The sequence below is a fragment of the Bradyrhizobium zhengyangense genome, assembly GCF_022012435.1.
GTDB lineage: Bacteria > Pseudomonadota > Alphaproteobacteria > Rhizobiales > Xanthobacteraceae > Bradyrhizobium > Bradyrhizobium zhengyangense.
Window position 1 is genome coordinate 554,195 of the sequence record NZ_JAKLUA010000003.1, and the last position, 21,759, is coordinate 575,953.

General features: G+C 64.1%; 20 protein-coding genes and 2 pseudogenes. 16 read left to right on the forward strand and 6 right to left on the reverse strand.

What is annotated here, in order from left to right; translation table 11 throughout:
* Positions 1–62: 62 nt before the first annotated feature.
* Positions 63–1,937 (forward strand): molecular chaperone HtpG, encoded by a 1,875-nt coding sequence (htpG, locus tag L6637_RS14100; protein ID WP_237866605.1) that lies wholly within the window; start codon positions 63–65, stop codon positions 1,935–1,937.
* 150 nt (positions 1,938–2,087) lie between these two features.
* On the opposite strand, the pseudogene L6637_RS14105 reads toward htpG, so the two are convergent.
* Positions 2,088–4,922, reverse strand: a pseudogene (locus L6637_RS14105) (efflux RND transporter permease subunit); the annotation flags it as partial.
* Between L6637_RS14105 and L6637_RS14110 the strand changes: the two are divergent.
* Positions 4,922–5,098: pseudogene (locus L6637_RS14110) on the forward strand (DUF3551 domain-containing protein); the annotation flags it as partial. The pseudogenes L6637_RS14105 and L6637_RS14110 overlap by 1 nt on opposite strands.
* A gap of 53 nt (positions 5,099–5,151) precedes the next feature.
* Here L6637_RS14110 and L6637_RS14115 read toward each other — a convergent pair.
* The gene (locus tag L6637_RS14115) at positions 5,152–6,132 is read right to left on the reverse strand and encodes a Bug family tripartite tricarboxylate transporter substrate binding protein (RefSeq protein WP_237866608.1); all 981 of its coding nucleotides are present in this window, start codon (positions 6,130–6,132) and stop codon (positions 5,152–5,154) included.
* Between the two features lie 209 nt (positions 6,133–6,341).
* Here L6637_RS14115 and L6637_RS14120 point away from each other — a divergent pair, with 209 nt between their 5' ends.
* From L6637_RS14120 to L6637_RS14140, 5 genes are all read left to right on the forward strand, one after another.
* Positions 6,342–8,156: a long-chain-acyl-CoA synthetase gene (locus L6637_RS14120; protein ID WP_237866609.1), complete on the forward strand. Its 1,815-nt coding sequence runs from the start codon at positions 6,342–6,344 to the stop codon at positions 8,154–8,156.
* Positions 8,157–8,306: 150 nt separating this feature from the next.
* Positions 8,307–8,552, forward strand: a complete 246-nt coding sequence (locus L6637_RS14125) for an acyl carrier protein (protein ID WP_237866610.1) — start codon at positions 8,307–8,309, stop codon at positions 8,550–8,552.
* Entirely contained in the window at positions 8,539–9,921 is a 1,383-nt protein-coding gene (locus tag L6637_RS14130; RefSeq protein ID WP_237866611.1) for a class I adenylate-forming enzyme family protein, read from the forward strand. The genes L6637_RS14125 and L6637_RS14130 overlap by 14 nt, the downstream gene beginning before the upstream one ends.
* Positions 9,914–10,636 (forward strand): SDR family NAD(P)-dependent oxidoreductase, encoded by a 723-nt coding sequence (locus L6637_RS14135; RefSeq protein WP_237866613.1) that lies wholly within the window; start codon positions 9,914–9,916, stop codon positions 10,634–10,636. The genes L6637_RS14130 and L6637_RS14135 overlap by 8 nt, the downstream gene beginning before the upstream one ends.
* A 127-nt stretch (positions 10,637–10,763) precedes the next feature.
* Complete coding sequence (locus tag L6637_RS14140) at positions 10,764–10,979, forward strand: hypothetical protein (RefSeq protein WP_237866614.1); 216 nt, start codon at positions 10,764–10,766, stop codon at positions 10,977–10,979.
* Positions 10,980–10,992: 13 nt separating this feature from the next.
* On the opposite strand, the gene L6637_RS14145 is transcribed toward L6637_RS14140, so the two are convergent.
* Positions 10,993–11,397 carry a hypothetical protein gene (locus tag L6637_RS14145; RefSeq protein WP_237866662.1) on the reverse strand — a complete coding sequence of 135 codons (405 nt, stop codon included), beginning with the start codon at positions 11,395–11,397 and terminating at the stop codon, positions 10,993–10,995.
* A gap of 190 nt (positions 11,398–11,587) precedes the next feature.
* Here L6637_RS14145 and L6637_RS14150 point away from each other — a divergent pair, with 190 nt between their 5' ends.
* Positions 11,588–12,742, forward strand: coding sequence for a DUF3095 domain-containing protein (locus tag L6637_RS14150; RefSeq protein ID WP_237866616.1), 1,155 nt, complete (start codon positions 11,588–11,590; stop codon positions 12,740–12,742).
* Here L6637_RS14150 and L6637_RS14155 read toward each other — a convergent pair.
* Both L6637_RS14155 and L6637_RS14160 read right to left on the reverse strand, forming a co-directional pair.
* Positions 12,739–13,173: a DUF2147 domain-containing protein gene (locus L6637_RS14155; RefSeq protein ID WP_237866618.1), complete on the reverse strand. Its 435-nt coding sequence runs from the start codon at positions 13,171–13,173 to the stop codon at positions 12,739–12,741. The genes L6637_RS14150 and L6637_RS14155 overlap by 4 nt on opposite strands.
* A 103-nt stretch (positions 13,174–13,276) precedes the next feature.
* On the reverse strand, positions 13,277–13,804 hold the full coding sequence (locus L6637_RS14160; RefSeq protein WP_237866619.1) for a GNAT family N-acetyltransferase: 528 nt from the start codon (positions 13,802–13,804) through the stop codon (positions 13,277–13,279).
* Between the two features lie 117 nt (positions 13,805–13,921).
* Here L6637_RS14160 and L6637_RS14165 point away from each other — a divergent pair, with 117 nt between their 5' ends.
* Positions 13,922–15,370 (forward strand): caspase family protein, encoded by a 1,449-nt coding sequence (locus L6637_RS14165; RefSeq protein WP_237866620.1) that lies wholly within the window; start codon positions 13,922–13,924, stop codon positions 15,368–15,370.
* Positions 15,371–15,377: 7 nt separating this feature from the next.
* Here the strand turns inward: L6637_RS14165 and L6637_RS14170 are convergent, their stop codons facing one another.
* Positions 15,378–15,884: a hypothetical protein gene (locus tag L6637_RS14170; RefSeq protein WP_237866621.1), complete on the reverse strand. Its 507-nt coding sequence runs from the start codon at positions 15,882–15,884 to the stop codon at positions 15,378–15,380.
* Between the two features lie 194 nt (positions 15,885–16,078).
* On the opposite strand from L6637_RS14170, the gene L6637_RS14175 reads away from it, so the two are divergent.
* The 7 genes from L6637_RS14175 (at position 16,079) to L6637_RS14205 (ending at position 21,720) form a co-directional block, all read left to right on the forward strand.
* Positions 16,079–16,675 (forward strand): superoxide dismutase, encoded by a 597-nt coding sequence (locus tag L6637_RS14175; RefSeq protein ID WP_084808431.1) that lies wholly within the window; start codon positions 16,079–16,081, stop codon positions 16,673–16,675.
* 158 nt (positions 16,676–16,833) lie between these two features.
* Positions 16,834–17,091, forward strand: coding sequence for a hypothetical protein (locus L6637_RS14180; protein ID WP_237866622.1), 258 nt, complete (start codon positions 16,834–16,836; stop codon positions 17,089–17,091).
* A gap of 2 nt (positions 17,092–17,093) precedes the next feature.
* A complete protein-coding gene (locus tag L6637_RS14185; protein ID WP_237866623.1) occupies positions 17,094–17,849 on the forward strand; it encodes a metal ABC transporter ATP-binding protein in 756 nt (251 codons plus the stop codon).
* Positions 17,850–17,855: 6 nt separating this feature from the next.
* The gene (locus L6637_RS14190; RefSeq protein WP_237866624.1) at positions 17,856–18,725 is read left to right on the forward strand and encodes a metal ABC transporter permease; all 870 of its coding nucleotides are present in this window, start codon (positions 17,856–17,858) and stop codon (positions 18,723–18,725) included.
* A 2-nt stretch (positions 18,726–18,727) separates the two neighbouring features.
* Positions 18,728–19,591, forward strand: a complete 864-nt coding sequence (locus L6637_RS14195; protein ID WP_237866625.1) for a metal ABC transporter substrate-binding protein — start codon at positions 18,728–18,730, stop codon at positions 19,589–19,591.
* Between the two features lie 57 nt (positions 19,592–19,648).
* Entirely contained in the window at positions 19,649–20,701 is a 1,053-nt protein-coding gene (locus tag L6637_RS14200) for a CobW family GTP-binding protein (protein ID WP_237866629.1), read from the forward strand.
* Complete coding sequence (locus L6637_RS14205; protein WP_237866663.1) at positions 20,701–21,720, forward strand: WD40 repeat domain-containing protein; 1,020 nt, start codon at positions 20,701–20,703, stop codon at positions 21,718–21,720. Before L6637_RS14200 ends, L6637_RS14205 begins: the two co-directional genes overlap by 1 nt.
* The last annotated feature ends 39 nt before the right edge of the window (positions 21,721–21,759 follow it).

Below are 21,759 nucleotides of genomic sequence, written 5' to 3' on the forward strand. Positions count from 1 at the left end.
GATCCGCCGTCCCATCGCGTTATATCCCGGCTTTCTCCATTTCTGATTGACCGGGTAAACGCATGACGACGTCCGATACGGCCACGCATACGCAGCCTTTCCAGGCTGAGGTTTCCGAGCTCCTGCACCTGATGGTGCATTCCGTCTATTCGGAGACCGACATTTTCCTGCGCGAGCTGGTCTCCAACGCCTCGGATGCCTGCGACAAGCTGCGCTATGAGGCGATTGCTAGTCCCGCCCTGCTGGGCGAGGGCGACGCGCTCAAGATCCGCATTATCCCGAGCAAGGCGTCCGCAACGCTGACCATTGCCGATAACGGCATCGGCATGGAGCGGCAGGAGCTGATCGACCATCTCGGCACCATCGCCCGCTCCGGCACCAAGGCCTTCGTGTCGAAGCTGAAGGAGGCCAAGGACGGGCTTGGCCTGATCGGCCAGTTCGGCGTCGGCTTCTATTCCGCCTTCATGGTCGCCGAGAAGATCGTGGTGATAAGCCGCCGCGCCGGCGAAAGCGACGTCTGGAGCTGGACATCGTCAGGCGGCTCCGGCTTCGAGATCGCGCGCGCCAGTGACGAGGAGGCGGCCCGCGTGGCGCGCGGCACCGAGATCGTCCTGCACCTGAAGGATGACGCCAAGAAATATCTCGAAACATACGAGATCGAGCGCATCGTCAGCGCCTACTCCGACAACATCCTGTTCCCGATCGAGCTCGTGCCGGAAGAGGGCGATCCGCGCCAGATCAATTCGGCAAGCGCGCTTTGGCAGCGCTCGAAATCCGAGCTTTCGCCTGAGGACTACAAGAAGGCCTATCAGCAGATCGCGTCCGCCTTTGACGACCCCGCGATGACGCTGCACTACCGTGCGGAGGGGCGATACTCCTACGCCGTGCTGCTGTTTGCGCCCTCGACCAAGCCGTTCGACCTGTTCGAGCCGAACCGCAAAGGCCGCGTCAAGCTCTATGTCCGGCGCGTCTTCATCACCGATGATGCCGACCTGTTGCCCGGCTATCTCCGCTTCATCCGCGGCGTCGTCGACAGCGAGGATCTTCCGCTCAACATCTCGCGCGAGATGCTGCAGAACAATCCGCAGCTGGCGCAGATCCGCAAAGCGGTGGCGACCCGCGTCGTCAATGAGCTCGAAAGCCTCGCCGAAAAGGACGCGGAGAATTTCGCAAAGATCTGGGATGCCTTCGGCGCGGTGCTGAAAGAGGGCGTCTACGAGGATTTCGAGCGCCGCGAGAAGCTGCTGGCGCTGTCGCGCTTCACCACCACGACCGGTGAGAAGCGCGCGCTCAAGGACGTCGTGGCCGATTTCAAGCCGAACCAGACCGAGATCTATTATCTCGTCGGCGACAGCATCGAGCGGCTGAAGTCCAGCCCGCGGCTGGAAGCCGCGACCGCGCGCGGCATCGAGGTGCTGCTGTTGTCTGATCCGGTCGACGCCTTCTGGACCTCGATGCCGACGGAGTTCGAGGGCAAGCCGCTGAAGTCGCTGAGCCAGGGCGAGCTCAATCTCGACCTGATCCCGCGCGTCGACGACAAGGACGAGGCAAAGAAGGAGGAGCCTGCCGCGGACGAGGCCGCCACCATCGCAGTGATCAAGGCGGCGCTCGGCGAGCGCGTCAGCGACGTCAAGGCCTCGACCCGCCTCACCAGCTCCGCCTCCTGCCTCGTCGCCGACAGCCAGGGTCCGAGCCGCGAGCTCGAGCGCATCCTGGCGCAGCAGAACCGCGGCATGCGGACCAAGCCGATCCTGGAGATCAATCTGCGTCACCCCATGGTGACGGCGATCACCAGGGCCCAGGCCGGCTCGACGACGGTCGACGATCTCAGCCTGCTCCTGCTCGAACAAGCGCAGATCCTGGATGGCGAACTGCCGGAAGATCCGGCCGCGTTTGCTGCAAGGCTGAACCGGCTGGTGTTGCAGGGGCTGGGCTGAGGCCCATCTCCCCCCGCCGTCATTGCGAGGAGCTTGCGACAAATTGCGTGGCAAGTTTGCGTTGATGCGACGAAGCCATCCAGAGATGTTTCCACGGAGGCAGTCCTGGATCCCTTCGCTCGCAATCACGGGGGCCGAGGGGTGCGTTAGTTACTCTGCCGCGTCCTCCTGCTCTTCCAGCTCGACCTCCGCCTCCGGTTTCTTCTCCATCCAGCGTGACAGGGTGTTGGAGAAGCGGTCGAGGTAGAGATAGACGACGGGCGTCGTGAACAAGGTCAGTGCCTGGCTGACGATGAGGCCCCCGACCATGGCGTAGCCGAGCGGCTGGCGGATTTCCGCGCCCGTCCCGGTGCCGAGCATCAGGGGCACGCCGCCGAGCAAGGCCGCCATCGTGGTCATCATGATCGGCCGGAAGCGCAGCAGCGCGGCCTGGCGGATCGATTGCTCCGGCGTCAGGTGCTGCTCGCGCTCGGCAGCGATGGCGAAGTCAACCATCATGATGCCGTTCTTCTTGACGATGCCGATCAGGAGGATGACGCCTATCAAGGCGATCAGGCTGAAGTCGAAGCCTGCGATCATCAGAATCGCGATTGCGCCGACGCCGGCCGACGGGAGTGTGGACAGGATGGTCAGCGGATGGATGTAGCTCTCGTAGAGGACGCCGAGCACCAGGTAGACGACGACGAGCGCGGCGAGGATCAGCATCGGTACGGTGCCGAGCGACTGCTGGAACGCCTGCGCAGTCCCCTGGAAGCTCATTGACAGCGTTGGCGGCGCGCCCATCTCGCTGACCGCGCGCATCACGGCCGCGGTCGCCTGTCCGAGCGCAACGTCCTCGGCCAGGTTGAAGCTGATCGTCACTGCCGGAAACTGGCTCTGATGCGCGATCGCGAGCGGACGCACCGGGTCGTTGTTCCAGCGGCAGATGACCGAGAGCGGGACTTCGTCGCCTGTCAACGGCGACTTGATGTAGAGCTTGTCGAGCGTGTCGAGCTTGCCTTGCAGCGCGGGGGTGATCTCGAGCACCACGTGATAGCTATTGGTCTGCGTGAAATATTGGGCCACCTGGCGTTGGCCGAACGCGTCGTAGAGCGTGTCGTCGATCAGCTGCGGCTGGATGCCATAGCGTGCGGCGGTGTCCCGGTTGATCGTCAGCTGCAGCGTCGTGCCTTCGGTCTGCTGGTCAGTGGCGACGTCACGAAGTTCCGGCAGGCTTCTCATCTCCCCCAGGATTTTTGGCGCCCACGTATTCAGCTCGGTAAGATTGGCGTCCTGGAGCGTGAATTCGAACTGGGTGCGGGTGGCGCGGCCGCCGAGCCGGACGTCCTGCGAGGCCTGCATATAGAGGCGGGCGCCCTCGACCTTGGCGAGCTTTGGCCGCAGCCGCGCAATGATTTGCTGCGCATTGGCGTCGCGCTCCCCGATCGGCTTCAGCGTGACGTACATGCGTCCCGAATTCAGCGCCGTGCCGCCTCCGCCGATGAACATCGCGATGGAATCGACGGCTGGGTCTGCCTGCACGATGGCATTGAGTTCCTCCTGACGCCGCTTCATCTCGGTGAAGGAGACATCCTGGGACATTTCCGACACCGCAGTGAGGAAGCCATTGTCCTGCTGCGGGAAGAAGCCCTTCGGGATCAGGATGAACAGCAGGGCCGACAGCGCGACGGTGCCGAAGAAAACACAGAGCGTGATGAGGCTGTGCCGCAGCGCGAGGTCGAGCCCGCGCTCATAGGCGCCGAGCAGGCGCTCGAACAGCCGCTCGCTCCATTGGTAGAAGCGGCCGGCGCGGGCCTCGTGATCGGAGCGCAGAAAGCGCGAAGCCATCATTGGTGTCAGCGTCAACGAAACCATGAGCGAGACGAAGATCGCCATCGACAGCGTCACCGCAAATTCGCGGAACAGCCGGCCGATGATGCCGCCCATCAGCAGCAGGGGGATCAGTACGGCGACCAGCGAGATGCTGATGGAGACGATGGTGAAGCCGATCTCGGCCGCGCCCTTGTAAGCGGCGGTCACCGGGTTCTCGCCCCGCTCGACATAGCGCGTGATGTTCTCCAGCATCACGATGGCGTCGTCGACCACGAAGCCGACCGCGATGGTCAGCGCCATCAGCGACAGATTGTCCAGCGAGTAGCCGAACACCCAAATCAAGGAGCAGGCACCGAGCAGGGCCAATGGCACGGTGATGCTCGGGATGATCGTAGCCCAGAAGCTTCGCAGGAACACGAAGATCACCATCACCACCAGCATGATGGTGATCATCAGCGTGATCTGTACGTCGTCGACCGCGGCGCGGATGGTGATGGTGCGGTCGCTGATGATTTTGATCTTGATCGCCGGCGGGATCGCCGCGATCAGCCGCGGCAACTTCTCCTTGATGCGGTTCACCGTGTCGATGACGTTGGCCCCCGGCTGCTTGAAGATCACCAGGAAGACGCCGCGCTTGCCGTCGGCCCAGGCCGCGGTCTTCATGTCCTCGGGCCCCGATACCGCTTCGCCGATATCGCGAATCCGCAAAGGCGCGCCGTTGCGATAGGCGACGATGACGTCCTGCCACTGGCTGGCTTCGAGCAGTTGGTCGTTGGCATAGACGGTATAGGCGCGCCGCGTGCCGTCGATGTTGCCCTTCGGGCTGTCCGTGGTGGCGATCGCGATCTGGTTGCGCACGTCCTCCAGCGACAGTCCCTTGGCGACCAGCTTGGCCGGATCGACCTGGATGCGCACGGAAGGCTTCTGCTGCCCGCCGACGAACACCTGGGCGACGCCGGGAATCTGGCTGATCTGCTGTGCGAGCTGAGCGTCAGTGCGATCGCTGACGGTGGTGAGCGGAAGTGTCTCTGATGTCGCCGACAGGATCATGATCGGCGAGTCCGCCGGATTGACCTTGCGATAGGTCGGAGGTGAGGGCAGGTTCTTCGGCAATTGGCCGCTCGCCGCGTTGATCGCAGCCTGCACGTCGTTGGCCGCGGCATCGATCAGGCGTGCACGTTTACACTGGAGGCCCTACCGGCGGCGGCTCTGACTGGTTCGATTGCTCTTTCACATCGCTGGAGCAGTGCCGCGCCACGGCGTCCGGTCTTGCCGCATCCTGCGACGTCAATCCGTATTATACGACGATCACGCCGCCATCGCGCCCGTACCACAGGCGGCACGGTTAGAATCGAGCGGTCACCCGTCCGGGTGATCGATCCGCCTTGCGCGCGGAGCCGCGCTATTCCTTCTTGATCCCCGACAGCGACACCACCTTGCGCCATCGCTCGGTCTCGGCGACGAGCATGCCGCCGAACTCGCCGGCATTGCCATGCAGCGGGATCGCGCCGAGTTCGGCGATGCGGCCCTTGATTCCGGTGTCCGATAACGCCGTGTCGATCTCGCGATTGAGCAGATCGACGATCTCGCGGGGCGTGTCATAGGGCGCGCCGACGCCGTAGAACGAGGATGTCTCATAGCCGGGCAGCGTGTCCGCGATCGGCGCCACGTCGGGCAGGATGTCCGAACGCTCGCGCGTGGTGACGCCGAGCGCGCGCAGCTTGCCCGCACGTACCAGCTCGAAGGACGAGGTGACGTTGTCGAACATGCCCTGGATCTGGCCACTCATCACATCGGTCAGGCCCGGCGCGGAGCCACGGTACGGAACGTGCGCGAACTGCACGCCGGCGATCGACTTGAACAGCTCGCCGGAGAGATGCAGCGAGGTGCCGATGCCGGAGGATGCAATCGACATCTTGCCGGGATTGGCCTTGGCGTAGGCGATGAAGTCGGCGACGCTCTTCACCGGCAAGTCATTGTTGACGACCAGCACCAGCGGAATGCGCGCGACGCCGGCAACCGGTGCGATGCCCTTGGCGAAGTCATAGGGCAGGGTCGGGTCGAACGAGGCGTTGATCGCGTTCGCCGTCGAGGTCAGCAGCAGCGTGTATCCGTCCGGTGCGGAGGTGATCACGGCCTGCGTTCCGATATTGCTGCCGGCGCCGGGCTTGTTCTCGACGATGAATGTCTGGCCGAGCCGGTCGGACAGCCGCTGACAGATCAGCCGGGAGAGCATGTCGGTGGCCCCGCCGGGTGCGTAAGGCACCACCCATTTCACGCTGCGTGAAGGATAGGAGGGGTTGCCGACGGCAAAGGCGCGCGGCGCCGCGAGCGCAGCTGCGGCGCAGGTCGTGCCCTGTAGCAAATGTCGCCTGGTGATCATCGTGGCCTCCAGCTCATCGCGCGCGCAGCGCGTCCGAATGACTGGACTTGCTATCGCAAGAATTGCGCCAGGCCGCACGCCGATCCCGTCGGCTTGGTAAAGGATGATCGCAGTTAATCGAGAGCTAACCGAGTTTTACCTTGTCTCTTAACACCTGCGCAGGGCGTGCGGGCTAAGCTTGAGGGAACAAGCGGATACCGCCCGAAAGAATGAACAGCATGACCACTGGCGTCATCGAACAAGCCAAGGCCGCACGCGCGCCTTCGGCCTCAAAGATCTGGCTGAAGGCGATCGAGCTGACCGCGCGGATCGAGACGTTGCCCGGCCGCCTGTTCGCCGATGTCGTCGACGACTGGGCGCGGCGCCAGCCTGACCACGTTGCACTGGTGACGGACGATGCCGAGCTCGACTATGACGGTCTGTCGAAACGCATCAATCGCTATGCGCGCTGGGCGCGCTCGGTTGGCGTCGTCAAGGGCGACACAATCGGCCTGATCATGCCAAATGGCATCGACTACGTCGCAGCCTGGCTCGGCATCAGCCGCGTTGGCGGCGTGGTGGCGCTGCTGAACACCAAGCTTGTCGGTCAGTCACTCGCGCATTGCATCGATGTGGCCAAGCCCTCGCATCTCATCGTCGCGCACGAACTGACGGAGACGCTGGCCAGCGCAATTCCGCATCTGAAGACCGAGGCGAAAATCTGGAGCCATGGCGATGCCCGCAGCGAGCGCGCGATCGATGTCGCGCTGGCCGCGCTCGATGACGGGGCGCTGTCGCCTGACGAGCACGGCGACGTCACCATCGATGACCGCGCGCTGCTGATCTACACGTCGGGCACGACAGGCCTGCCGAAGGCTGCCAGCATCAGCCACCGCCGCATCCTGAACTGGGGATTCTGGTTCGCCGGCCTCACGGGCGCAACGCCGCAGGATCGGCTGTATGACTGCCTGCCGCTGTTCCATTCGGTTGGTGGCATCGTCGCGCCGTGCAGCATGCTGGCCGCCGGCGGCTCGGTGGTGATCGCGGAGAAGTTTTCGGCCTCGAATTTCTGGCCCGACATCGCCAGGCACGATTGCACGCTGTTTCAATATATCGGCGAACTCTGCCGCTATCTGCTCAAGGCGCCGCCGTCGGAATACGAGAACCGCCATCGGCTGCGGCTGGTCTGCGGCAACGGCCTGCGCGGCGATATCTGGGAGGATTTCCAGAGCCGCTTCGCGATTCCGCGAATCCTCGAATTTTATGCCGCGACCGAAGGCAATTTCTCGCTGTTCAACGTCGAGGGACAGCCGGGCGCAATCGGCCGCATCCCGCCGCTGCTTGCGCATCGCTTTCCGGCAAGTCTCGTCAAGCTCGACCCCGACAGCGGCGTGCCGTTGCGCAACAACGAGGGATTCTGCGTCGCCTGCGCCCGCGGCGAGGCCGGCGAGGCGATTGGCCGCATTGGCAAGGCCGAGGAGGGGGGCGGCCGTTTCGAGGGCTACACTGACGCGGGCGAAACCGAGAAGAAGATTTTGCGCGACGTCTTCACCAAGGGCGATGCCTGGTTCCGCACCGGCGATCTGATGCGGCTCGACGACAAGGGCTTTTTCCATTTCGTCGATCGAATCGGCGACACCTTCCGCTGGAAGGGCGAGAACGTCGCGACCTCGGAGGTCAATGACGCCGTGCGCGATTTCACCGGCGTGATCGATGCCATGACCTATGGCGTCAATATTCCCGGCGCCGATGGTCGTGCCGGCATGAGCGCGATCGTGGTTAACGAGGGTTTTGACATCGAAGCGCTGCCGGCTTATCTCGCCCGGCGTCTGCCGGCCTATGCCCGCCCGGTCTTTATCCGCATCTCGCGCGAGCTCGATGCGACCGAGACCTTCAAGCAGAAGAAGGGCGACCTCGCGCGCGAGGGGTTTGACCCAGCCGCGATCGCCGAACCGCTGTTCATGCTGGAGCCGAAATCCGGCGCATATATCGCGCTCGATTCATGTGCTTTTGCGCAGATCGTGGACGGGACGATCAGGCTCTAGCCGCAGCAAAATCGGCAGATAGGTCCAATTTTATCTGAATTGTCCAAGAGGCCATTTACTTCTGTCGGGTAAACAGACGGCATGGGAGGCGGTCATCAAGAGCCGCCGCAAGACATACTATCGATTAACGAAGGAAGAGGCGAGCCAGCCATGTCGGTAAGGTCCAAGGTCATCGAGGCGATCCAGCAGATCGCAAAGGAACAGCAGGTCAAGCTTCCAGCGCTCACGGATGATCTGTCCCTGCACGAGACGGGCTTCGACTCGCTCGCCTTCGCGATCCTGGTCGCTCGTCTCGAGGACGAGACCGGCGTCGATCCCTTTACCATTTCCGAGGACGCTGCGTTCCCCGCCACCGTGGGTGATTTCGTGCGGGCCTACGAAAATGTCCCCGCGTGAGGTCTTTGCGCTCCGCGACCATCTCGGCGCGGAGCTGAAGGGACGTACGCTGTCGGATGCACATGATGTCGTGTCGCTGACCGACGTCCTGTCGCAGACCGTGCTGGGCGGCCGCTTGCGCGAGCTGTCCGGCCGCGCCGTCCTGCTCAAGCTGTCGGACCAGCTCCGCTCGGGCCTTGCCATGATCGAGCTCGACGGCATCGCCCGCCGCATGCTGCTGTGCCCGCCCGACCTCAATCCGGCGCATCTTGACGCGGTGATCGCGGATGCCGGGATCGATGCCGTTGTCTCCGACGAGCCCGATCGCTGGGCCGACGCCGGCGTGTCGCTGGTCGTCACGGCACAATTGCCGCTTCAAGCCACCACGCCCGCGAAGACCGAACGCGCGACCGAGTGGCTGATGCTGACCTCGGGCACCTCAGGCGTGCCGAAGATCGTCGGTCACACGCTGGAAGCGCTCACCGGCGCGATCGTTGCGGAAGGCCCTGCCAAGGGGCCCGCGCCTGTCTGGGCCACGTTCTATGACATCCGCCGCTATGGCGGCTTGCAGATCTTCCTCCGCGCCATCCTTTCCGGCGGCTCGATGGTGCTGTCGGACCCGCATGAAGCGCTCGCCGATCACGTTGCCCGGCTGAACGCGCGCGGGGTCTCCCACATTTCCGGCACGCCCTCGCACTGGCGCAAGCTCCTGATGAGCGGTTCGGCGGCGCAGTTCGCGCCAGGTTACGTTCGCCTCTCCGGCGAAATCGCCGACCAGGCGGTGCTGGACGGCCTGAAGGCGGCATTCCCCAGCTCCTCCGTCGGTCACGCCTATGCCTCGACCGAGGCCGGTGTCGGCTTCGCCGTCAATGACGGGCTCGAAGGTTTCCCGGCCGACTATCTCGGCAACCGCAACGGCGTCGAGATGAAGGTCGTCGATGGCTCCCTGCGCATTCGCTCGACGCGCACGGCGCACGCCTATATCGGCCGCAACGCCGCGGCGCTAACAGATGGCGACGGCTTCGTCGACAGCGGCGATATCGTCGAGTTGCGCGGCGACCGCTATTATTTCGTCGGCCGTCGCGGCGGCATCATCAATATCGGTGGGCTGAAGGTCCATCCGGAAGAGATCGAGGCGGCGATCAACCGGCATCCCGATGTGCGGATGTCGCGGGCCAAGTCTCGCCGCAGCCCGATCACCGGCGGTATCGTCGTCGCCGACGTGATCCTCGCTGAAGGCACCGATCCGGCACGAGCCAAAGAGATCCGGGACCAGATCCTGGATCAGTGTCGCGCGCAGCTTGCCTCGCACAAGGTGCCTGCGGTGATCCGCTTCGTCGAGGCGCTCGACGTCACCCCGGCCGGCAAACTGGCGCGCACCGATGCATAATGTTCTCGTTACCGGCGGCAGCCGCGGCATTGGGCTTGCGATCGGCCGGCGTCTCGTCGGCGCAGGCTACAACGTGATCGCGGCCGCGCGGCGCGAGAGTGACGAGCTCAGATCCGAGATCGCTGCCTCCGAGGGACGACTGCATTTCCGTGCGTGCGATCTGGCGGTGATCGATGCGATCCCGGCCTTCGCAAAGCTCGTGCGCGACGAATTCGGCCCGATCTACGGCCTCGTCAACAATGCCGGCCTTGGCACCGAGGGCCTACTCGCCACCATGCACAATTCGGAGATCGAGGCGCTGGTGCAGCTCAACGTGCTGTCCCCGATCATCCTCACCAAATATGTGGCGCGCCAGATGATGGCCGATGGCGCCGGCCGCATCATCAACATCTCCTCGATCATCGCGACGACAGGCTATAACGGCCTCTCGGTCTATGGTGCCACCAAGGCGGCGGCGACCGGCTTCACCCGCTCGCTCGCGCGTGAGGTCGGCAAGCTCGGCATCACAGTGAACGCGATTGCGCCCGGCTTCATCGATACCGAGCTCACGCACAATCTCTCCGACGAGAGTCGCAAGCGCATCGCTGGCCGCAGTGCGCTGCGCCGCCTGCCAGAAACCGACGACGTCGCGCGCATGGTTGAATATTTGCTCGGCGACGGCGGTCGCAACGTGACCGGCACCGTGTTCACGATCGACGCAGGGAATACGGCCTGAGACGGAACCCGACCGACAAAATGACGTTGATCCGGCACAATGACAACGAGCCGGATTTGGTCGTAAGATGCCGCGTCATCGATTGGGTTATGTCAATCGAACTGCCCTAAACGAAAGGGAGCAGTCCATGGCAACGCCAAACGTCAACGTTGCGATTGAGGGCCGGGCATCCGCGGAGCGGTCGCCCGCGAAACTGGACGATGCGCGCTGCCCGCCGATGTCGCATCAAAATTCCGGTAGCCACGGCTACGAGATGTATCCGCAGCAATTCGTGCGCCTGATCGGCTGTCATGACGCGCCGTCGCCGAGCTTGCGCAAGCGCCAGGATGAGAAACTGCACTAGCGCGCGTCCGCGCTTACGTCTCGGGTTTCGGAAGGTCAATCCGTGCGTGCGAGAATTCCGGCGGCCCTTCGGTCAGCCGGCGAATACGGCGTTCGCGCTCGTCCGCGGGCAAGGCGGGATCGAGCAGTCCCTCGATCTCGTGCACGGCGATCTCTTCGATCTTGGCGGCGTCGGATGCGACCGTGATGTGTGGTGACGTCGGCGCTGCCGGAGCGACCTTGAGACCCAGCTCGACCAGTTTGCAGATCGCAGCTGCGCGCGACAATTGCTGGGTCTCAGCCCAGGCGTCCACGGCCGCAGTCAGCCCCTCCGGCATCTTGACGGCACTGATGATGTCGAGGCCGGTACGTCGACGTACCGGACGGTCGGAATCCTTGTTGTCGTAGTCAGACACCCCTGATGGTCCCGTGTGACACATAGACAACCCGAGCGTAAGCATGATCTCCGGTCGGCTGTTTGATGCTGATCAATGACGAGATGCGGCATTGCGGCGCGGCGCGACCTTGTCGTCCGGCGCCATTTCGGCCAAAGATCGCCCTCGGGGTGAACCCCGATCGATCCTGCCACGTATCTCGTTCGGACGCGTCCCAACCATCCGGCTTCATCCGATGATCCCAGGCGAATCCTTTTACGGCAGCATCCCCGTCTTCCGTGGCTTCACCAGCCTGATGGATCCTGCGCTGTACCTGCCGCTGCCTGACGACTGGTGCATCGGCGTCGCCGACATCGTCGATTCCACCAAGGCCATCGCGGCGCAGCGCTACAAGGCGGTCAACATGGCCGGGGCCGCCGTCATCGCGGCGGTGACGAATGCGCTGGAGGGCCGCGAATTTCCCTTCGTGTTCGGCGGCGACGGCGCGAGTTTTGCCGTTGCGCCCGATGATCTCGAACTGGCGCGCGAAGCGCTGGCCGCGACCGCGACCTGGGTACGGGAAGACCTCGATCTGAAGATGCGCGTCGCGCTGGTGCCCGTCAGTGCCATCCGCGCCAAGGGCCTCGACGTGCGCGTTGCGCGTTTCGGCCCGTCGGCCAATTTGTCCTATGCCATGTTCTCCGGCGGCGGCCTCGCCTGGGCTGACGCGGCGATGAAGCGTGGGGAGTTCGCGGTGACCGAGGCGCCTCCCGGCACGCAGCCTGATCTCTCTGGCCTGTCCTGCCGCTTCGAGGTGATGCCCGCCTCGCGCGGGCTGATCCTGTCGGTGCTGGTGATGCCGGCTGCTGGCGCCGACCCGCTCGCGTTCCGCAAGGTGATCGAGGACATCATTCATCTCGTCGAGCGCAGCCCGGATGCAGGCCGTCCCGTGCCGCCGCAGGGGCCGCCGCTGAAATGGCCGCCGCAGGGGCTGGACTACGAGGCGCGGGCAATCCGCGGAGGGTCGTTGTTCAGACGCCGCGCCGGCCTGCTCGCCTTTACGTTTTTCGCCTATATCCTGATGCGCTTCGACATCAAGGCCGGGGGCTTCCTGCCAAAGGTCTACAAGCGCCAGGTGGTCGAGAATTCCGACTTCCGCAAATATGACGATGGCCTGCGCATGATCCTTGACTGCACGGTAGAGCTCGAGCGGGCGTTGAGCGATCGTCTCGCCGCGGCTGCACGCGACGGTGTCGTGCGCTACGGCCTCTATCAGCAGGACGCCGCAATGATGACTTGCTTCACGCCTTCGACGCTGCGCAGCGATCACGTGCACTTCATCGACGGCGCGCGCGGCGGCTACGCCTCGGCGGCAACGGCGCTGAAGGCGATGGCGGCGGCAGCAACCTAACGCCCCACGCGGCTCCAGGTCTCGCCGCCGCAGAGCGCGCCGACGCAGCCTTCGACCCGCAGACTTTCAGCCGATGTCACCGTGATGCTGCTCGCATAGGTGCTGCCGTCGTCGGCATTGTAAATCTGGCCCGACCATCTGTTCGGTCCTGCGGGCTGCATGCCGGAGAACAGCGGCAGTCCGATCATTGACCGCTTGGCAAGCGCTGGATTGGGATTCTTGCTGTCAGTCGCGGGCTGGCCGGTCGCGGTGTCCATGGGCTCGCGCAGCCAGACGATGTGGCCGCAGATGCCGCCGCCGCATTTGCTGATTTTGACGCGGGCATCGCCCGCCTGGGTGAGCCAGGTCCCATTCGCCTCGGCGCTCTGGGCGGTCGTCGCGCCCGACAGGGCAGCCAGAAGGACGGTGAGAACGGCAAATCTGCGGAACATGGGGGAGGGACCTCGGAATGGAGGCGTCTCAATAGCAGCAAACTAGGATCGTGCAACGCCTGATGGAATCACATTCCCGCGCTCATTTGCCACGGCGAATCTCTCACCAGGGCAGGCCGCACAGGTCGATGGTGCCGAGCGTCGGCGCGCGCACGATGTTGAAGACATAGGGCGCCATGTAGTCGAAGCGGATTCGCCCCTCCGGCTGCTCGCAATAGACCTCGCCCTTGAAGGGCAGCCAGCTGCGGGCCTGGTAGAACGCGACATTGTGCGGCTCGCAGAACAGCAGTGCAAAGCGAACCGCCTCGTTGGCGCGCATGGTATGCACCGCTGCGTCGATCGCCATGGTCGCATAGCCTCTGTTACGGCGATCCTCGCGCGTGCAGACGCCGCCGATCCCGCCGACATGCACCTTCTGTCCATTCCAGGTGACGGTGCGGAAGTAGATGCCGACATGACAGACGAGGCCGTCCTCGGGCGTCTCGATCAGTACGCGCAAATCGGCATTGGCCCATTTGACGTGCCCCCAGGGCTGCTTCTCGGCGATATGAGGTCCCCAGACGGCTTGATGTAGCGCCTTTGCGATTGGCCACGAGGCGTCGCCGTTCAAAATGTCGATTTCGATGCTCATGACGATGTTGGATTTGTTGCAGGGCGGCAGAAGGTTGGTGATTTCTATCACAGACGGCGCTCGGTTGCCGGGATAGAGTTGAATGATATGCTCGCCCGTTGGAACGCGGGAGTTTCGATGCGCCGGCTGGTCGCCTCTCTGCTCACGGTCTTGCTGGTTGGCTGCGCTAGCGGCCCCGCAATGGCTGACAAGCGCGTGGCTTTCGTGGTCGGCAACTCCAACTACCAGAATGTCGTGGCGCTTGCCAATCCGGCCAATGACGCCAGTGCCATTGCCGACTTGTTCAGGAAGACTGCTTTCGATGTCGTGGAGAGCCGCCGCGACCTGAAGAACACGGATATGCGGCGCGCGCTGCGCGACTTCACCGAGAAGGCGCGCGATGCCGACATCGCCGTGATTTACTATGCTGGTCATGGCATGGAGGTCGACGGGACCAACTACCTGATTCCTGTCGATGCCGTCCTGGAGCGCGACACCGACGCCTATGACGAGGCGATTGCGCTCGATCGGATCCTGCAGGCCATCGAGCCGGCCAAGCAATTGCGCCTCGTCATCCTCGATGCCTGCAGGGACAATCCCTTCGTCAAGAGCATGAAGCGGACGGTGGCGTCGCGTTCGCTTGGCCGGGGTCTTGCCGGCGTCGAGCCGTCGCGGCCGAATACCCTCGTCGCCTTCGCTGCAAAGGGCGGATCGACCGCCATGGATGGCGATACCAAAAACAGTCCCTTCACGACCGCGCTGCTGAAATATCTGGGAACGCCGGGCCTCGAGCTCGGCAAGGCGTTCAGGCTGGTCCGCGATGATGTGATGAATGCGACCGCCAACAGGCAGGAGCCGTTCGTCTATGGCTCGCTCGGCGGCAACGATGTCGTGCTGGTGCCGGCCGCGGCGCCTGCCTCGGCCACCAACGCGGACACCCGCGCCGATTACGAGCTGGCCGAGCGCGTCGGCACGCGGGAGGCGTGGAACTCCTTCATCGCAGCGCATCCGAATGGCTTTTACGCCGATCTCGCCAAGGCCCAGCGCAACAAGCTGGAGCAGGGCAAGCCGCCGGCGCCGGTGGCGGAAGCCGAGGCAAAACCGGCGCCCCCGGCGGCAGAGCCGGTCAAGCCCGCCGAGATGGTGGTCGCCTCGCGCGCCCCGGCCGAAACGAAGCCGCAGCTCTCATTGCCGCCGGACCTTCCGCGTCTGCTCCAGACTGAGCTGAAGCGGGTCGGCTGCAAGGCAGGCGAGGTCGGCGGCGACTGGGATGCGGCCGCGCGGCGGGCGCTCGCCGCGTTCAACGACAATGCCGGCACCAAATTCGACATCAAGCTCGCAAGTCTCGATGCGCTGGACAGCGTCCGCGCCAGGACGGGGCGTGTGTGCCCGCTCGAATGCGACCGCGGCTTCCGCGCGGCAGGGGAGGCTTGCGTCAAGATCGTCTGCGACGATGGCTACGTGCTGGGTCCGAAGAACACCTGCGAGAAGCGTCCCGAACGCAAGGCGACATCAGCCCCGCGGCGCGCCACGGGAGGCGGCGGCCGCCACTGCTTCGTTTATGGCGGCAACTCTTTCTGCGAATAGAGGCCGCTCAATACGGCGTGCACTCGCTGCGCACGATCCGTGGTCTCGAGCAGAGCGCGGTCCCGATATTGCCCTGGAAGGCATATTGCCGCTGGCCCGGCTTCAGCTTGTTCTCGATCTTGAGCGAGCAGGCGTTACCGATCACGGTCATGTAGACGATGATGTAGTTGTTCGGATATTCGCGCACGGCTTTGAGGGTGTGCCGGCCCGCTACGCGCAGCGAGGCGGAGCCACCGACGGCTTCCGTCGGCTTGGCGCCGAGCTTTGCCGTGTACTGCATATGGCCCTCGACATTGGATTGCATGTCGAGCGTCGCCGTGCGGTCGGTCGAGAGCGTGCCGGTGCCCTCGGCATGGACAGGAAAATCCTTCACGGAAGGCTGCTGGCAATCGGCCAGCGCGTCGAACGAGAATTTGGCGCGCACGGTAACACTGGCGGCATCGCTTTGCGGAGACGTCAGCAGGAAGATGGCGGCAAGCGTGCTGAAAATGCAGGCGGACTTGAGCTTGGACATTTCAACCACCCCCAAGTTAAACATTTCATTCGCAATAATAATTTGGGGATTAAATTCCATCCGCGGGCGGGACGCAAATGGGCCATGCCGTCACATCACGCCTTTTCGCAAATTGGCGGTATTTAACGGCGCAGGAACCTTCTATAAGGGGTGACCGTTAGAACACGTTCCCCACCAGTTGCGGACAAGAACCCATGACATTCACGCTGCCCCCACTCCCTTACGCCTATGACGCCCTCGGCCAGTTCATGTCGAAGGAGACGCTGGAATTCCACCACGACAAGCATCATCAGGCCTACGTCACCAACGGCAACAACGCGCTCAAGGGCACCGAATGGGAAGGCAAGTCCCTTGAGGAGATCGTCAAGGGCTCGTTCGGCAAGAACCCCGCGGTGTTCAACAATGCCGGCCAGCACTACAACCACATCCACTTCTGGAGCTGGATGAAGCCCAATGGCGGCGGCACCAAGCTGCCGGGCAAGCTCGAGAAGAAGATCAACGAGGACCTCGGCGGCTTCGAGAAGTTCAAGACCGACTTCCAGGCGGCAGGCGTCGGACAGTTCGGCTCGGGCTGGTGCTGGCTCCAGGTCAAGAACGGCAAGCTCGAGATCTCCAAGACCCCGAACGGCGAGAATCCGCTGGTGCATGGCGCCACCCCGATCCTCGGCTGCGACGTCTGGGAGCACTCCTACTACATCGACTATCGCAACCGCCGTCCTGATTACCTCAAGGCGTTCGTCGAGAACCTCGTGAACTGGGAATACGTCGAGTCCCTGTTCGAGAAGGCCTGAGATCTCACCTCGTCATTCCGGGCTCGCGCTTCGCGCGCCCCGGAATGACAAAAAGGCGGTCGCTCGCGCGGCCGCCTTTTTGCTGCGCGGAATTGCCCCGCGCGGCGCCCCTGAGTCGGTCGTGGACATCTGTAATGTTATAATATAACATCGAGCGCATGGTTCCCGCCGCGTCCCACACCCACCGCCACGATCACGCCCATGGTCATTCTGGCCGCTCCTATGGCCATTCCCACGACCATGGGCATTCGCACGGGCACGACCACACCCACGCCCATGTCCACGACGCCGCCTCGCCGCATCCGGCCCAGGATGCGCCCTGGTCGATCCTGCGCATGACCATGGCCGGCCGTCTGTCGGCCGCCATTGCCGTTTGCGCGGTGCTCTGGGGCATCGTTTGGCTGGCGATGAGGTGACCATGGCCCAGCTCGCGTTCCGCAACGTCACGCTTGGCTATGATCGCCATCCGGCCGTGCACCATCTCAATGGCGAGGTCGCATCGGGCGCGCTGGTCGCCGTGATCGGCCCCAACGGCGCCGGCAAGTCGACGCTGCTGCGCGGCATCGTCGGCATCCTCAAGCCGCTCGACGGCAGTATCCATCTCGGCGGGTTGGACGCCCGCGACATCGCCTATCTGCCGCAGAGCGCAGACATCGACCGCACCTTCCCGATCTCGGTGTTCGATTTCGTCGGCACCGGGCTGTGGCGCGGGACGGGCCTGTTCGGCGGCATCGGCAAGGCCGCACGCGAAAAGATTCTTCGCGCGATGGCGTCCGTGGGACTCAATGGTTTCGAGAACCGTCCCATCGGCACGCTCTCCGGCGGGCAGATGCAGCGCGTGCTGTTCGCACGCGTGCTGCTCCAGGACGCGCGCTTGATCGTGCTCGACGAGCCCTTCAATGCCATCGACAGCAAGACGACGGCCGATCTGCTTGCGCTGGTGAAGCACTGGCATCACGAGGGCCGCACCGTGCTCGCCGCCCTCCACGATATGGAGATGGTGCGCACCCATTTCAGCGAGACCCTGGTGCTGGCGCGCGGCCCCGTGGCCTGGGGGCCGACGGCGGAGGTGCTGACGCCCGAGAATTTGATGATCGCGATGCGGATGTGCGAGGCCTTCGACGATAGCGCCACGGCTTGCGCGGCTGACGATGTCAGCTCACGGGCGGCGTGATCGCAGATGGTCCATGACGCGCTGATCGGTCCGTTCACCGAATTCGAGTTCATGCGGCGGGCGCTCGCCGCCGTCATCGCCCTGTCGCTGGCGGGCGCGCCGATCGGCGTGTTCCTGATGCTGCGGCGGATGAGCCTCGTCGGCGATGCCATGGCGCATGCGATCCTGCCCGGCGCCGCGGTCGGCTTCCTGCTCTCCGGCCTCAATCTGTTCGCGATGACGGCCGGCGGCCTGATCGCGGGCTTTGCCGTCGCGATCCTTGCCGGCGTGGTGGCGCGCTCGACCGGGCTGAAGGAGGACGCTTCGCTCGCGACCTTCTATCTGGCCTCGCTGGCGCTTGGAGTCACCATCGTCTCGATCAAGGGCACCAATATCGACCTGCTTCATGTCTTGTTTGGCAACATCCTGGCGATGGACGACCAGACGCTGCTGGTGGTCGCCTTCAACGCCACGGTGACGTTGCTGGTGCTTGCTGTGATCTACCGCCCGCTGGTGATCGAGAGTGTCGATCCATTATTTTTGCGCACAGTCAGCCGGGCCGGCGGCCCCGCGCATCTCGCCTTCCTCGCGCTCGTTGTGATCAACCTCGTCAACGGCTTTCAGGCGCTCGGCACCTTGCTCGCGGTCGGCCTGATGATCCTGCCGGCCGGCATCGCACGGTTCTGGTCGCGCGATCTCACCGTCATGATCTGCATCGCGGTCGTCGCGGCCGTGGTCTCAGGCTATGCCGGCCTCGTGCTGTCATTCCAGACCCGCATACCCTCGGGCCCTGCGATCATTCTGGTGGCAACGGTGTTCTACATCGTCTCCGTTCTGTTCGGCCGCGTCGGCGGCGTCGTCAGGCAGATGTTTCCCGGCCGGCATCTGGAGGCGTGACGATGCGCGTCCTTCTCGTCTTGGCCTCGCTGCTGATCGCCTCGCCGCTGCAAGCGGCCGAGCGGATCAATGTCGTCGCGAGCTTCTCGATCCTGGCGGATTTCGTCCACACGATCGGCGGCGACAAGGTCAATCTGACGACGCTGGTTGGCCCCGACAGCGATGTGCATGTCTACACCCCGGCGCCCGGCGATGCGAAGCGCGTGGCGGAGGCGAAGCTCGTCATCGTCAACGGGCTCGGACTGGAAGGATGGCTGCCGCGCCTCGTGCAGTCGGCAGGAAGCAAGGCGCAGGTCGTCACCGCAAGCGCTGGCATCGCGCCCTTGAAGCTGGGCTCGGCCGCCGATCCGCATGCCTGGCAGTCCGTACCCAATGCCAAGATCTACGTAGCCGACATCACCGACGCGCTGGCCGCCGCCGACCCTGATAATGCGGATTTCTTCCGCGCCCAGGCCAAGGCCTATCTGGAAAAGCTCGAAGCGCTCGACCGCGAGGTCCGCGACGCCGTGGCCAATATCCAGCCCGAGCGGCGCAAGGTGATCTCGACCCATGATGCCTTCGGCTATTTCGCCGCCGAATACGGCATCCAGTTCATTGCGCCCCTGGGGGTCTCCACCGAGACCGAGCCCAGCGCGCGGGACATCGCCGCCATCATCGGCCAGATCAAGGCCGCGAGCATCCCTGCCGTTTTCCTCGAAAATATCAGCGATGACCGCCTGATCCGGCGGATCGCGGCCGAGACCGGCGCCAAGGTCGGCGGGACCCTGATTTCGGACGGTTTGACCGGCGAAAAGGGGCTTGCACCCACTTACATTGACATGGTCAGGCACAATATAAAGGCCCTGACCAGCGCGCTTGACCATTAGGGCAGGGGGCCACCCCGCCGCCTCGCGTCGCGCGGAAGAGCCCGATCCGGAGTTGTTATGTCTGAAGCGACCGCCCAGAAAATTCCCGTGACCGTCCTGACCGGCTATCTCGGTGCCGGCAAGACCACGCTGCTCAACCGCATCCTGTCGGAGAACCACGGCAAGAAATACGCCGTCATCGTCAACGAGTTTGGCGAGATCGGCATCGACAACGACCTCATCATCGGCGCCGATGAGGAAGTGTTCGAGATGAACAATGGCTGCATCTGCTGCACCGTGCGCGGCGACCTCGTCCGCATCATGGACGGGTTGATGAAGCGTAAGGGCAAGTTCGACGCCATCATCGTCGAGACCACCGGTCTTGCCGATCCGGCGCCTGTGGCCCAGACCTTCTTTGTCGATGAGGACGTGCAGAAGAATGCCCGCCTCGATGCGGTCGTTACGGTCGCGGATGCCAAATGGCTGTCCGACCGGCTCAAGGACGCGCCCGAGGCCAAGAACCAGATCGCCTTTGCCGACGTCATCGTGCTGAACAAGACCGATCTCGTCACCAAGCCGGAGCTCGCCGAAGTCGAGGCCCGTATCCGCGCCATCAACCCCTATGCGAAGCTGCATCGCACCGAGCGCTGCTCGGTGGCGCTCGCCGACGTGCTCGACCGCGGCGCGTTCGACCTCGACCGCATCCTCGACATCGAGCCCTCCTTTTTGGAGGCCGATGATCACGACCACGCCCATGATCATCACCACCATCATGGCCACGATCATGATCACCACCATGATCATGGCCACGGCCTGAAGCACTATCACGACGAGGACATGCAGTCGCTTTCGCTCAAGACCGACAAGCCGCTCGATCCGAACTTGTTCATGCCCTGGCTCCAGAACCTGGTGCAGGTCGAGGGCGGCAAGATCCTGCGCTCCAAGGGCATCCTCGCCTTCCACGACGACGACGACCGCTACGTCTTCCAGGGCGTCCACATGATGCTGGAGGGCAACCACCAGCGGAAATGGAAGGACGGCGAGAAACGCGAAAGCCGCCTCGTCTTCATCGGCCGCGAATTGCCTGAGAAGGCCATTCGCGAAGGTTTCGAGAGCTGCATCGTCTCGTGATGAAAGAGTTTACGCCGGCCCCCGATTCCGCCTCGATCGTCTCCGTCACCGACCGCGTCAAGCCTGTTGCGCTCGGCATGGGGGTGACCTCCGTGCATTTCCTCGGCCCCCGCGCCGCCTTCGTCGGCGGCGAGGAGAACGTGGCGTTCGTCGACGACAAGGGCGAGGTCACCACAGTTGCCGTACACAGCGGCGGCATTCTTTCGACCGCCTCCGACGGCAAGCGCCTCATCATGGGCGGCGACGACGGCAAGGTCGTCTCGCTCGACGCCAAGGGCGAGGTGACGCTGCTTGCCACCGATCCGAAGCGGCGCTGGATCGATGCGGTCGCGCTGCATCCCGACGGCGCCTACGCCTGGTCGGCCGGCAAGACGGCGACCGTCAAGAGCGGCAAGAGTGAAGAGAAGTCGCTCGACGTTCCCTCGACCGTCGGCGGTCTCGCCTTCGCGCCGAAGGGGCTGCGGCTCGCGATCGCGCATTACAACGGAGCGACGTTGTGGTTTCCGAACATGGAGGGCTCGGCCGAATTCCTGCCCTGGGCCGGCTCCCATCTCGGCGTCACCTTCAGCCCTGACAACAAGTTCCTGGTCACCTCGATGCACGAGGCGGCCCTGCATGGCTGGCGGCTCGCCGACAACAGGCACATGCGCATGACCGGCTATCCCGGCCGAGTCCGTTCGATGTCCTGGAGCGCCGGAGGCAAGGGCCTGGCGACCTCGGGCGCCGACACCGTGATCATCTGGCCGTTCGCCAGCAAGGACGGCCCGATGGGCAAGGAGCCCGCGATGCTCGCGCCGTTGCAGGCGCGTGTCGCGGCGGTGGCCTGCCATCCGAAGAACGACATCCTGGCCTGCGGCTACAGCGACGGCACCGTGCTGATGGTACGGATGGAGGACGGCGCCGAGATCCTGGTCCGCCGCAACGGCACGCCGCCCGTGGCCGGGCTCGCCTGGAATGCCAAGGGCACGCTGCTGGCCTTCGCCGACGAAAATGGGGATGGCGGGCTTCTCGAGCTTTAAACTGTCATCCTTCAGGCCGTAGGGTGGGGCAAAGGCGCC